This is a genomic window from Streptomyces sp. CB09001 (assembly GCF_003369795.1).
Classification (GTDB): Bacteria; Actinomycetota; Actinomycetes; order Streptomycetales; family Streptomycetaceae; genus Streptomyces.
The window spans coordinates 3,050,374-3,063,217 of sequence record NZ_CP026730.1; the positions used below are offsets into that span (position 1 = coordinate 3,050,374).

The window sequence follows — 12,844 nt, forward strand, 5'->3', positions numbered from 1 at the left end:
TTCCGGTGACTCTTCGTCGCTGCGTGCTCACTCCCCAATGTAGGGGCGGGTGATGCGAATGGGGAAGAGGTGCACCCATCGCTTCCCTACCGTGACAGACACGCCCGATTGAGTACGTAGCGGGTAAGCGGTCGGTAGTACTCGGACCGCACAGCGTCATCAAGTGGAACGGCGACGGACACGAGCCCCTCGGCCTCCCCCACGAAGAGCGCGGGATCGTCCGTATCGGCCGGACCGATCGCCTCGAACCCCAGCTGACCTGCCCCGCAGACCCACCCGTGGTCCCCGATCACCAACTCGGGCAGCGGGCCGCCGCCCTCGGCCGCGGCCGCCAGCGCGGTCCGAACCGGCAGCGGCGAGTGCGTGTGCGCGCCGGGCTCACCACCGGCGCGCCCGGCACCGGGCTCCCGCACCAACGCGACTCCACGGACGTAGTCGAGGTTGTACGTGCGTAGACCGAACCGGGTCGTTATGTCGACAGAGCGACCCTGCGCCGGGGTGAGGACAGTACATCCCGCCGCCGACAGCGCCTCGGCCAAGGCGACGTAGAAACCGAGCAGTCGATGCGGGTGCCCGGTGCCGAGCAGCACCGGGGCCCGACGTCCGGCGACCGCCGCGAGCCGCCCGGCGAAGTCGTCCAGCGCCGCCAGGGTCCGGTCCGGGTCGATCACGTCCTGCCCCGAGACGTCACGCGGATCGGCCGAAACCCCGCACCTCTCCGCCATCAGCCCGAGCAGCTCCCGCTGCCCCCAGTCCCGCTCCGGATCGATCCCGATCAGCACCCGGGGATCCCGGGCGGCGAACAGCCGGTAACTCCGCAGACTCACCTCCCGAGGGGTCGCCACCACCCCGGCCAGCCGGACATCAACAAGATGAGCCCGAAGAGCTCCACGGGTCAGCACACCTCCGATGCTGCCGGGTCTTCCCCTGAGCAGAAGAGGAAACGGGAGAATCTACGCACGGTCGGCGTAACGCACCGCGTCGCTGCGCCGGGCCGCGCACCGCCCCCTACGCCAACAACCCCCGCAGCGGAAACACCGCCCGCCGAGCCGCCCGCACCGCCTGGTCCAACCGATCCGCGGGGTCGTACCCCGCCTCCCACGAGGCGTACGACACCGGCCACCGCCCGTCGGTCATCCGCATCGGCCCCAGCTGCCTCGTCCGCGCGTACACCTCCTGCCGCCACCCCTCCGGAATCACCGTCTCCGGCTCCACCGGCCGCCCCGCCGCGACACCCACCAGATGCGCCCACGACCGCGGCACGACCTCCACCACGGCGTACCCGCCGCCCCCGAGGGCCACCCACCGCCCCCCGGCGTACTCGTGCGCCAGCTCGTGACAGGCCACCTGCACCGCCCGCTGCGCGTCCAGTGACACCGCCAGATGCGCCAGCGGATCCTCGAAGTGCGTGTCGGCCCCGTGCTGCGTCACCAGCACCTGCGGCCGGAACTCCGCGAGGACCTCCGGCACCACCGCGTGGAACGCCCGCAGCCACCCCGCGTCCCCGGTCCCCGCCGGCAGCGCCACGTTCACGGCCGACCCCTCGGCGCAGTCCGCCCCCGTCTCCTCCGGCCACCCGGTCTGCGGGAACAGCGTCGCCGGATGCTCGTGCAGCGACACCGTCAGAACCCGCGGATCCTCCCAGAACGCCGCCTGCACTCCGTCCCCGTGATGCACGTCGACATCCACGTACGCGACCCGCTCGGCGCCCAGCTCCAGCAGCCGGGCGATCGCCAGCGCCGCGTCGTTGTACACGCAGAACCCGGACGCCGCCCCCGGCATCGCGTGGTGCAGCCCGCCCGCGAAGTTCACCGCGTGCGGCGCGTCCCCGCGCCACACCGCCTCCGCCGCCCCCACCGACTGCCCGGCGATCAGCGCGGACACCTCGTGCATCCCCGCGAAGGCCGGGTCGTCGACCGTCCCGAGCCCGTACGAACCGTCCGCCGACCGCGGATCCGCCGACGCCGCCCGCACCGCGTCGATGTAGTCCTCCCGGTGGACGAGCCGCAGCGTCGACTCCCCGGCCGGCCGCGCCGCGACGACCTCCACCTCCCGGTCGAGCCCGAGGGCACCGACCAGACTCCGGGTCAGGGCGAGCCGGACCGGGTCCATCGGATGCTCCGGTCCAAAGTCATAGCCCGTTACTGCCTCGTCCCACATCAGCTGTGCGCGGCCGCTCATGCCCGCCACCGTATCGGTCCGGTTGACCCTCGAACGATCCGGCGTACACGACCGTCACCAGCACCAACACCATCGGCACGAGCATCGCCCCGCGATAGCTCCAGGCGTCCCCGAGCGCGCCCACCAACGGCGAACCGATCAGGAAACCGACGTAGTTGAAGACGTTCAGCCGCGCCACCGCCGCATCGGAAGCCCCCGGACGACCGTCCTTCTGCGCCGCCAGCCGCCCCGCCGCCGCGAACGTCTGCGGCACCAGCACACACAGCCCAAGACCCAGCAGCGTGAATCCCAGCATCCCCACCCAGGCCCCCGGCGCCGAGGCCACCACGGCGAACCCGCCCGCCGCGACGACCGCCCCGCCCCGCACCACCGCCACGGCCCCGAAGCGCCGCACCCCGAAGTCCCCGAGGGCCCGCCCCACCAGCGTGGTCACCATGTAGACGTTGTACGGCACGGTGGCCAGCTGCTCCGAACTCCCCAGCACGTCCTGGAGGTACTTCGCGCTCCAGTTGGAGACGGTCGAGTCCCCGATGTACGCGAACGTCATCACCAGACACAGCGGCAGCAGCACCTTGAAGCCGACACCCGCGCCGACTCCGCCCCCGCCCGTGCCCCCACCGGTGCCCACGCCCTGCGCACCCTCGCGGTCCCCGTCGACGTACCACCGGCTCCCCACCAGCGCCGCCGGCAACAGCAGCACCACCACCGGCAGATACGACACCCACAGCGCCAGATCCCAGTGCGCCCCCGCCCAGGCCAGCGAGGCCCCCAGAATCCCGCCCAGGCTGTACGCGGCGTGAAACCCGAGCATGATGCTGCGCCCGTACGCCCGTTGCAGGCTCACCCCGAGCATGTTCATCGACGCGTCCAGCGCGCCCACGGCCAGCCCGAAGACGGCCAGGGCGACGGCCAGTACCGCCACCCGGTCCCCCGCCCCGACGCCGAGCAGCGCCAGCAGCACCACCGGCTGGGACCAGCGCAGCAGCCGGCTCGGCCGCACCCGCCGCACCAGGCGCTCGCTCGCCACGCTCCCGACCCCGGCCAGGATCGGCACCGCGGCGAGGAAGACGGGCAGCAGCGCGTCGGAGACGCCGTACCGGTCCTGGATGGCCGGGATACGCGTCACCAGCAGGGCGAAGGCGACACCCTGGGCGAAGAAGCCGAACGCGAGCGAGGCCCTGCCGCGCCGCAGCACATCAGTCATGGCGGCGAGCGTAGAGCCCCGGCTTACCCGTGGGTAGATCCATCCAAAGATGAATTCTTCTCAGCTTTCAGGACCGCGGCGAGCGCATCGACGGAGTCGTCCGTTGTCAGCCCTCAGCCGCGCACCAGGTCGGCCAACTCCCCCATGTCCGCGAAGAGCCGAGTGACTCCGTCGAGCTTCTCGGCGGGCGTCATCGCGGTGAACCCGTACACGTCCATCCCGGCCGCGACGGCGGCCCGCACACCGAGCGGACTGTCCTCGACCACGACGCACCGCTCCGGCGCCACGCCCATCCGCGCGGCCGCGTGCAGGAACAGGTCCGGGGCCGGCTTCCCTCGCCCCACGTCCTGGGAACTGAAGATCCGCTCGTCGTCGAACCACCGGTCAAGCCCGGTCTTCCGGTGCCCCACCCGAATCCGCTCATGACTCCCGGAGGAGGCCACGCAGTACGCCACCCCGTCCGCGGCGAGCTTCTCCAGCACACCGACGGCTCCGGGGACGGGCTTCAGCTCCCGCTCGAAGGCGGCGAACACCCTCCCGTGGAACACGTCGTCGAAGTCCACGGGCAGCCGCCGCCCGGTCCGCTCCAGGACGAGGTCGTGTACGCGGTGCATCGCGGCACCCATGTAGTCCCGCAGCGAGTCCTCGTAGGACGTCGGGTGTCCCAGCTCGGTGAGGTAGCCGGCCAGCAGCCGATTGGAGATCGGCTCGCTGTCGACGAGAACACCGTCGTTGTCGAAGATAACCAGGTCGTAGCGCATACAGAGACCCTAAACGCAGAAAACCCCACACCGTTCCCGGTGCGGGGTCTCCTCGCAATGATTGTTCGGCGGCGTCCTACTCTCCCACAGGGTCCCCCCTGCAGTACCATCGGCGCTGTAAGGCTTAGCTTCCGGGTTCGAAATGTAACCGGGCGTTTCCCCTACGCTATGACCACCGAAACACTATGAAACACTCAACCGCACCACGCTGTGGACGTGGGGTTGTTCGTGGTTTCAGAACCAACACAGTGGACGCGAGCAACTGAGGACAAGCCCTCGGCCTATTAGTACCGGTCACCTCCACACCTCACGGTGCTTCCAGATCCGGCCTATCAACCCAGTCGTCTACTGGGAGCCTTAACCCCTCAAGGGGGTGGGAGTCCTCATCTCGAAGCAGGCTTCCCGCTTAGATGCTTTCAGCGGTTATCCCTCCCGAACGTAGCCAACCAGCCATGCCCTTGGCAGGACAACTGGCACACCAGAGGTTCGTCCGTCCCGGTCCTCTCGTACTAGGGACAGCCCTTCTCAAGACTCCTACGCGCACAGCGGATAGGGACCGAACTGTCTCACGACGTTCTAAACCCAGCTCGCGTACCGCTTTAATGGGCGAACAGCCCAACCCTTGGGACCGACTCCAGCCCCAGGATGCGACGAGCCGACATCGAGGTGCCAAACCATCCCGTCGATATGGACTCTTGGGGAAGATCAGCCTGTTATCCCCGGGGTACCTTTTATCCGTTGAGCGACGGCGCTTCCACAAGCCACCGCCGGATCACTAGTCCCGACTTTCGTCCCTGCTCGACCCGTCGGTCTCACAGTCAAGCTCCCTTGTGCACTTACACTCAACACCTGATTGCCAACCAGGCTGAGGGAACCTTTGGGCGCCTCCGTTACTCTTTAGGAGGCAACCGCCCCAGTTAAACTACCCATCAGACACTGTCCCTGATCCGGATCACGGACCCAGGTTAGACATCCAGCACGACCAGACTGGTATTTCAACGACGACTCCACCCACACTGGCGTGCGAGCTTCAAAGTCTCCCAGCTATCCTACACAAGCCGAACCGAACACCAATATCAAACTGTAGTAAAGGTCCCGGGGTCTTTCCGTCCTGCTGCGCGAAACGAGCATCTTTACTCGTAGTGCAATTTCACCGGGCCTATGGTTGAGACAGTCGAGAAGTCGTTACGCCATTCGTGCAGGTCGGAACTTACCCGACAAGGAATTTCGCTACCTTAGGATGGTTATAGTTACCACCGCCGTTTACTGGCGCTTAAGTTCTCAGCTTCGCCCCACCGAAATGGAGCTAACCGGTCCCCTTAACGTTCCAGCACCGGGCAGGCGTCAGTCCGTATACATCGCCTTACGGCTTCGCACGGACCTGTGTTTTTAGTAAACAGTCGCTTCTCGCTGGTCTCTGCGGCCACCCCCAGCTCACGGAGTAAATCCGGTCACCGAGTGTGGCCCCCCTTCTCCCGAAGTTACGGGGGCATTTTGCCGAGTTCCTTAACCATAGTTCACCCGAACGCCTCGGTATTCTCTACCTGACCACCTGAGTCGGTTTAGGGTACGGGCCGCCATGAAACTCGCTAGAGGCTTTTCTCGACAGCATAGGATCATCCACTTCACCACAATCGGCTCGGCATCAGGTCTCAGACTATTGCCAGGCGGATTTACCTACCTGACGTCCTACACCCTTACCCCGGGACAACCACCGCCCGGGATGGACTACCTTCCTGCGTCACCCCATCACTCACCTACTAACCGCTTGGTTCGGCGGCTCCACCACTCCCCTCAACTCCGAAGAGATCAGGGCGGCTTCACGGCCTTAGCATCACGATGCTCGATGTTTGACGCTTCACAGCGGGTACCGGAATATCAACCGGTTATCCATCGACTACGCCTGTCGGCCTCGCCTTAGGTCCCGACTTACCCTGGGCAGATCAGCTTGACCCAGGAACCCTTAGTCAATCGGCGCAAACGTTTCTCACGTTTGTATCGCTACTCATGCCTGCATTCTCACTCGTGAACCGTCCACAACTCGCTTCCGCGGCTGCTTCACCCGGCACACGACGCTCCCCTACCCATCACAGCCGGCGTTGGCCGTATTGCTGCAATGACACGACTTCGGCGGTACGCTTGAGCCCCGCTACATTGTCGGCGCGGAATCACTAGACCAGTGAGCTATTACGCACTCTTTCAAGGGTGGCTGCTTCTAAGCCAACCTCCTGGTTGTCTGTGCGACTCCACATCCTTTCCCACTTAGCGTACGCTTAGGGGCCTTAGTCGATGCTCTGGGCTGTTTCCCTCTCGACCATGGAGCTTATCCCCCACAGTCTCACTGCCGCGCTCTCACTTACCGGCATTCGGAGTTTGGCTAAGGTCAGTAACCCGGTAGGGCCCATCGCCTATCCAGTGCTCTACCTCCGGCAAGAAACACACGACGCTGCACCTAAATGCATTTCGGGGAGAACCAGCTATCACGGAGTTTGATTGGCCTTTCACCCCTAACCACAGGTCATCCCCCAGGTTTTCAACCCTGGTGGGTTCGGTCCTCCACGACCTCTTACAGCCGCTTCAACCTGCCCATGGCTAGATCACTCCGCTTCGGGTCTTGAGCGTGCTACTGAACCGCCCTGTTCGGACTCGCTTTCGCTACGGCTTCCCCACCCGGGTTAACCTCGCAACACACCGCAAACTCGCAGGCTCATTCTTCAAAAGGCACGCAGTCACGAGGATGGAGCAAGCTCCACCCCGACGCTCCCACGGCTTGTAGGCACACGGTTTCAGGTACTATTTCACTCCGCTCCCGCGGTACTTTTCACCATTCCCTCACGGTACTATCCGCTATCGGTCACCAGGGAATATTTAGGCTTAACGGGTGGTCCCGCCAGATTCACACGGGATTTCTCGGGCCCCGTGCTACTTGGGTGTCTCTCAAACGAGCCGCTGATGTTTCGACTACGGGGGTCTTACCCTCTACGCCGGACCTTTCGCATGTCCTTCGCCTACATCAACGGTTTCTGACTCGTCTCACGGCCGGCAGACCGTAAAAGAGAGATCCCACAACCCCGCACACGCAACCCCTGCCGGGTCTCACACGTATACGGTTTGGCCTCATCCGGTTTCGCTCGCCACTACTCCCGGAATCACGGTTGTTTTCTCTTCCTGCGGGTACTGAGATGTTTCACTTCCCCGCGTTCCCTCCACACTGCCTATGTGTTCAGCAGCGGGTGACAGCCCATGACGACTGCCGGGTTTCCCCATTCGGACACCCCCGGATCAAAGCCTGGTTGACGACTCCCCGGGGCCTATCGTGGCCTCCCACGTCCTTCATCGGTTCCTGGTGCCAAGGCATCCACCGTGCGCCCTTAAAAACTTGGCCACAGATGCTCGCGTCCACTGTGCAGTTCTCAAACAACGACCAACCACCCATCACCCCGGAACCTACATCCCGAGTGCACTGGGGCCGGCAACTGAAGGAAATTCATTCCCTCAGATACCCAACAGCGTGCCCGACACCCTCGCCGCTCTTCCTTCCGTTCCACGCCGAAGCAGTACTAGGAATTCAAGCCGGTCAAGTGTGCCGAGTAGTCAACGTTCCACCCATGAGCAACCGTGCAGAACATTTGCCTGCAGTCGGCCATGTGCTCCTTAGAAAGGAGGTGATCCAGCCGCACCTTCCGGTACGGCTACCTTGTTACGACTTCGTCCCAATCGCCAGTCCCACCTTCGACAGCTCCCTCCCACAAGGGGTTGGGCCACCGGCTTCGGGTGTTACCGACTTTCGTGACGTGACGGGCGGTGTGTACAAGGCCCGGGAACGTATTCACCGCAGCAATGCTGATCTGCGATTACTAGCGACTCCGACTTCATGGGGTCGAGTTGCAGACCCCAATCCGAACTGAGACCGGCTTTTTGAGATTCGCTCCACCTTGCGGTATCGCAGCTCATTGTACCGGCCATTGTAGCACGTGTGCAGCCCAAGACATAAGGGGCATGATGACTTGACGTCGTCCCCACCTTCCTCCGAGTTGACCCCGGCGGTCTCCCGTGAGTCCCCAACACCCCGAAGGGCTTGCTGGCAACACGGGACAAGGGTTGCGCTCGTTGCGGGACTTAACCCAACATCTCACGACACGAGCTGACGACAGCCATGCACCACCTGTACACCGACCACAAGGGGGGCACCATCTCTGATGCTTTCCGGTGTATGTCAAGCCTTGGTAAGGTTCTTCGCGTTGCGTCGAATTAAGCCACATGCTCCGCCGCTTGTGCGGGCCCCCGTCAATTCCTTTGAGTTTTAGCCTTGCGGCCGTACTCCCCAGGCGGGGCACTTAATGCGTTAGCTGCGGCACGGACAACGTGGAATGTTGCCCACACCTAGTGCCCACCGTTTACGGCGTGGACTACCAGGGTATCTAATCCTGTTCGCTCCCCACGCTTTCGCTCCTCAGCGTCAGTATCGGCCCAGAGATCCGCCTTCGCCACCGGTGTTCCTCCTGATATCTGCGCATTTCACCGCTACACCAGGAATTCCGATCTCCCCTACCGAACTCTAGCCTGCCCGTATCGACTGCAGACCCGGGGTTAAGCCCCGGGCTTTCACAACCGACGTGACAAGCCGCCTACGAGCTCTTTACGCCCAATAATTCCGGACAACGCTTGCGCCCTACGTATTACCGCGGCTGCTGGCACGTAGTTAGCCGGCGCTTCTTCTGCAGGTACCGTCACTTTCGCTTCTTCCCTGCTGAAAGAGGTTTACAACCCGAAGGCCGTCATCCCTCACGCGGCGTCGCTGCATCAGGCTTTCGCCCATTGTGCAATATTCCCCACTGCTGCCTCCCGTAGGAGTCTGGGCCGTGTCTCAGTCCCAGTGTGGCCGGTCGCCCTCTCAGGCCGGCTACCCGTCGTCGCCTTGGTGAGCCATTACCTCACCAACAAGCTGATAGGCCGCGGGCTCATCCTGCACCGCCGGAGCTTTCGAACCTCGCAGATGCCCGCGAGGGTCAGTATCCGGTATTAGACCCCGTTTCCAGGGCTTGTCCCAGAGTGCAGGGCAGATTGCCCACGTGTTACTCACCCGTTCGCCACTAATCCCCACCGAAGTGGTTCATCGTTCGACTTGCATGTGTTAAGCACGCCGCCAGCGTTCGTCCTGAGCCAGGATCAAACTCTCCGTGAATGTTTACCCGTAATCGGGTGACACCACGAGAGCGGAACAGTCGGAGGAATAATCCGACCGTTCACAGCGTCCTCGCTGTTGTGTTACTTCAAAGGAACCTCAACCCGAACGGAAATCCGATCAGGTCGGGGTATCAACATATCTGGCGTTGACTTTTGGCACGCTGTTGAGTTCTCAAGGAACGGACGCTTCCTTTGTACTCACCCTCTCGGGCTTTCCTCCGGGCGCTTCCCTTCGGTCTTGCGTTTCCGACTCTATCAGATCTTTCCGATCCGATTTCCTCGGTGCTTTCCAGGTTCCCGCTTTCGCGTTTCCCTTTCCGGCGGTTCCGACTCTATCAGATCCTTTCGGCCCTGATTCCCCGTCAGAAGGGGTTGTCTCCGCGGCCCTTGGGCCGTTTCAACGAGGTGAGACTCTAGCGGACTCCCGGCTCCCGAGCTAATCGGGGGGCCGCGTTCTTTCGAACGTGGATTCCTCATTCCGTTAATACGCGCACCCACAGGACGACGACGCCGACAACGCGACTGTCCGTCGAAGAGTGGTTGGCACTTGCGGAATCGCTGTCCGGGGACCGACCGGGGTCGGCGCTCACGTCGGACAACTCGGAGAACACTAGGAGGGTGGGAAGGTCGTGTCAAATCCCGGGTCGTACGGCCTCCGTGGGCGTGTAGTGTGGGGTGCGTGATGACGCGTACGTGTACCCAGCTCTGGCGGGCCGCCTGACGGCGGCCGTACACACGTATGCACTCGACGGCCGCCGCTTCGGCGGCCGTTCTCGTACCTCCCTCCAGGAGGGGCGGCCGGCGGGTGGCGGCGGCCCTGACCAGGAGGTGGAGAGATGACACGGGTCTTCAGTGGGGTCAAGCCGACCGGGCACCTGACGCTGGGGAACTACCTGGGCGCCATGCGGCGGTGGGCCGCGGTGGACCAGCACCGGTCCGACGCGCTGTTCTGCGTCGTCGACCTGCACGCGCTGACCGTGGATCACGATCCGGCGCGGGTGCGCAGACTCAGCCGGCAGGCGGCGTCGCTGTTGCTGGCGGCGGGGCTGGACCCCGAGCTGTGCACCGTGTTCGTGCAGAGTCACGTGGACGAGCACGCCCGGCTGTCGTACGTACTGGAGTGCGTGGCGACCGACGGGGAGATGCGGCGGATGATCCAGTACAAGGAGAAGGCCGCGCGGGAGCGGGTCCGGGGCGGGAGTGTGCGGCTGTCGTTGCTCACGTATCCCGTGCTGATGGCGGCCGACATCCTGGCCTACGGGACGGACGAGGTGCCGGTCGGGGAGGACCAGACGCAGCATGTCGAGCTGGCGCGGGATCTCGCGGTCCGGTTCAACCAGCGGTACGGGCACACGTTCGTGGTGCCGCGGGCGACCAGTCCGGCGGTGGCGGCTCGGGTGATGAATCTGCAGGAGCCCGCGTCGAAGATGGGGAAGAGCGACGACACCGGGCCGGGGATCGTCTATCTGCTGGACGAGCCGGACGTGGTGCGGAAGAAGGTCATGCGGGCCGTGACCGACAGCGGGCGTGACGTGGTGTACGACCGGGAGGAGCGGGCCGGGCTCGCCAATCTGCTGGAGATCCTCGCCGCCTGCACCGGCGGGGACCCCGCGGAGCTGGCGGACGGGTACGACTCGTACGGCGCGCTGAAGAAGGACACCGCGGAGGCGGTCGTCGAGACGCTGCGGCCCGTGCGGGAGCGGCACAGCGAACTGTCCGCGGATCCCGGCTACGTGGACGGCGTGCTCCGGGAGGGGGCCGAGAAGGCCCGGGCGATGGCACGGCCGTCCGTGGACGCGGCCTACCGGGCGATCGGGCTGCTGCCCCCGGTGAACGCGGCCCGGTAGGCGCGGGGGCTGGTGGCGAGGCGTGCTGCGAAGTGCTGGCGCATCATGACCTCGCTGCCGAAGCCCGCCCGGCGGGCTACCTCGGGCATGAGCAGGTCGGTGCGTTCGAGGAGCTTCTGGGCCGCGGCGATGCGCTGGTCCAGGAGCCAGCGCAGCGGCGTGGTGCCGGTGGCCGCCGCGAAGTGGCGGGCGAAGGAGCGCGGGGACATGCCGGCGCGGGCGGCCAGGTCGGCGACGGTGAGGGGCTCGTGGAGGTGGCGCAGGGCGTGTTCGCGGACGGTGGCGAGGGCGTCGGCGTCGCGGTCCGCGTCATGGGTGGGGTGCTCGATGAACTGGGCCTGGGTGCCGGTGCGGAAGGGTGCGGTGACCATCGAGCGGGCGATGGTGGCGGCGGCTTCGGCGCCGTGGGCCAGGCGGACCAGGTGGAGGCAGAGGTCGATGCCGGCTGCTGTGCCGGCGGCGGTCCAGATGTTGTCGTCCTCGATGAAGAGCGCGTCCGGGACGACGGTGACCCGGGGGTGACGGGTGCGCAGGAGGTCGAGCAGGCGCCAGTGCGTGATGGCGCGGCGGCCGTCGAGCAGCCCGGCCTGGGCGAGGGTGAAGGCGCCTCCGCACAGGGCGGCGACGGTGGTGCCGCGGGCGTGGACGTGACGGAGGGCGGCGAGGACCGGGGCGGGGGCTGGGGTGAGGTGGTCGTCGAGACCGGGGACGACGACGAGGTCGGCTTCCGTCAGCCAGTCGAGGGGACGGTCGGGGTGGAGGGCGAGGCCGCCGCGCATCGGGACGGCGGTGGTGCCGTCGGCGGCGACGCGGCGCAGGTCGAAGGCGGGGGCACCGCGGTCGGTGCGGTCGGTGCCCCAGACCTCGGTGATGACGGCGACGTCGAAGGCCCGGATGCCGGGGAAGGCGACGAGGGCCACGCGGTAGGGAGACGCTGCCGCTCGTACTGCTCGTACTGCTCGTACTGCACGTACCGCTCCTGCTGCTCCTGCCATGAGTGGCAGTAAATCATCGATCGCTGGCTTTTGGACTTCTGGGGCGTCTGCTCTCCGGGCGGCACGATCAGGGCATGGACATCGCTGAGAACGCAGCACTGGTGATCGTGGACGTGCAGAAGGGCTTCGAGGAGGTCGACTTCTGGGGTACGCGCAACAACCCGGGGGCGGACGACCGCATCGCCGCGCTCATCGACGCGTGGCAGTCGACCGGGCGGCCGGTCGTCTTCGTACGGCACGACTCGGTGAAGGCCGGGTCGCCGTTGCGGCAGGGGTACGAGGGCAACGGGTTCAAGGAGTACGTGGAGCAGCGGCGCGGGAAGGGGGGCGGGGCCGAGCTGCTGGTCACGAAGAGCGTCAACTCGGCGTTCCTCGGTGCGCCGGACCTGGGCGCCTGGCTGCGGGCGGCGGGTGTCCGGCAGCTCGTGCTGGCCGGGATCCAGACGAACATGTGTGTCGAGACGACGGCGCGGATGGGCGGGAACCTCGGGTACGAGGTGGTGGTCCCGTTGGACGCGACGTACACCTTCGACCTGGAGGGACCCTTCGGCTGGCGGCAGAGCGCGGACGAGCTGGCGCGGGCGTCGGCGGTGTCGCTGCACGGGGGCGGGTTCGCGCGGGTGGTGACGACGGAGGAGGTGCTGGCCGGGTGCTGACCCGCGTGCGGTG

General features: G+C 65.5%; 7 protein-coding genes and 3 rRNA genes. 2 read left to right on the forward strand and 8 right to left on the reverse strand.

Features of this window, described 5'->3' with window-relative positions; all coding sequences use genetic code 11:
* Positions 1 to 86: 86 nt before the first annotated feature.
* The 7 genes from C4J65_RS13865 to C4J65_RS13895 all read right to left on the reverse strand — a co-directional run bounded on the left by C4J65_RS13865 (position 87) and on the right by C4J65_RS13895 (position 9,331).
* Positions 87 to 902: a phosphatase gene (locus tag C4J65_RS13865; RefSeq protein WP_115742701.1), complete on the reverse strand. Its 816-nt coding sequence runs from the start codon at positions 900 to 902 to the stop codon at positions 87 to 89.
* A 106-nt stretch (positions 903 to 1,008) separates the two neighbouring features.
* Positions 1,009 to 2,181, reverse strand: a complete 1,173-nt coding sequence (locus tag C4J65_RS13870) for an acetoin utilization protein AcuC (protein ID WP_115746441.1) — start codon at positions 2,179 to 2,181, stop codon at positions 1,009 to 1,011.
* Positions 2,132 to 3,385: an MFS transporter gene (locus C4J65_RS13875; protein ID WP_115742702.1), complete on the reverse strand. Its 1,254-nt coding sequence runs from the start codon at positions 3,383 to 3,385 to the stop codon at positions 2,132 to 2,134. Before C4J65_RS13875 ends, C4J65_RS13870 begins: the two co-directional genes overlap by 50 nt.
* A gap of 113 nt (positions 3,386 to 3,498) precedes the next feature.
* Positions 3,499 to 4,146, reverse strand: coding sequence for an HAD family hydrolase (locus C4J65_RS13880; protein WP_115742703.1), 648 nt, complete (start codon positions 4,144 to 4,146; stop codon positions 3,499 to 3,501).
* A gap of 63 nt (positions 4,147 to 4,209) precedes the next feature.
* Positions 4,210 to 4,326, reverse strand: a 5S ribosomal RNA gene (gene rrf, locus C4J65_RS13885).
* Between the two features lie 84 nt (positions 4,327 to 4,410).
* Positions 4,411 to 7,531, reverse strand: a 23S ribosomal RNA gene (locus C4J65_RS13890).
* A 273-nt stretch (positions 7,532 to 7,804) separates the two neighbouring features.
* A 16S ribosomal RNA gene (locus C4J65_RS13895) occupies positions 7,805 to 9,331 on the reverse strand.
* Together the 16S, 23S and 5S rRNA genes form the textbook arrangement of a ribosomal RNA operon.
* Positions 9,332 to 10,169: 838 nt before the next feature.
* Between C4J65_RS13895 and trpS the strand changes: the two genes are divergently transcribed.
* Positions 10,170 to 11,180: a tryptophan--tRNA ligase gene (gene trpS, locus C4J65_RS13905; protein WP_115742705.1), complete on the forward strand. Its 1,011-nt coding sequence runs from the start codon at positions 10,170 to 10,172 to the stop codon at positions 11,178 to 11,180.
* On the opposite strand, the gene C4J65_RS13910 is transcribed toward trpS, so the two are convergent.
* Complete coding sequence (locus tag C4J65_RS13910; protein ID WP_115742706.1) at positions 11,135 to 12,175, reverse strand: helix-turn-helix domain-containing protein; 1,041 nt, start codon at positions 12,173 to 12,175, stop codon at positions 11,135 to 11,137. The genes trpS and C4J65_RS13910 overlap by 46 nt on opposite strands.
* 74 nt (positions 12,176 to 12,249) lie before the next feature.
* Between C4J65_RS13910 and C4J65_RS13915 the strand changes: the two genes are divergently transcribed.
* Positions 12,250 to 12,831: a cysteine hydrolase family protein gene (locus C4J65_RS13915; protein ID WP_115742707.1), complete on the forward strand. Its 582-nt coding sequence runs from the start codon at positions 12,250 to 12,252 to the stop codon at positions 12,829 to 12,831.
* Positions 12,832 to 12,844 lie beyond the last annotated feature (13 nt).

What these genes read in the sequence shown, in the direction of transcription:
- C4J65_RS13875 (WP_115742702.1), bottom strand. Translation starts at nt 3,385, where the DNA reads ATGACTGATGTGCTGCGGCGCGGCAGGGCCTCGCTCGCGTTCGGCTTC.
- trpS (WP_115742705.1), top strand. Translation starts at nt 10,170, where the DNA reads ATGACACGGGTCTTCAGTGGGGTCAAGCCGACCGGGCACCTGACGCTG.
- C4J65_RS13870 (WP_115746441.1), bottom strand. Translation starts at nt 2,181, where the DNA reads ATGAGCGGCCGCGCACAGCTGATGTGGGACGAGGCAGTAACGGGCTAT.
- C4J65_RS13880 (WP_115742703.1), bottom strand. Translation starts at nt 4,146, where the DNA reads ATGCGCTACGACCTGGTTATCTTCGACAACGACGGTGTTCTCGTCGAC.
- C4J65_RS13910 (WP_115742706.1), bottom strand. Translation starts at nt 12,175, where the DNA reads ATGGCAGGAGCAGCAGGAGCGGTACGTGCAGTACGAGCAGTACGAGCA.
- C4J65_RS13915 (WP_115742707.1), top strand. Translation starts at nt 12,250, where the DNA reads ATGGACATCGCTGAGAACGCAGCACTGGTGATCGTGGACGTGCAGAAG.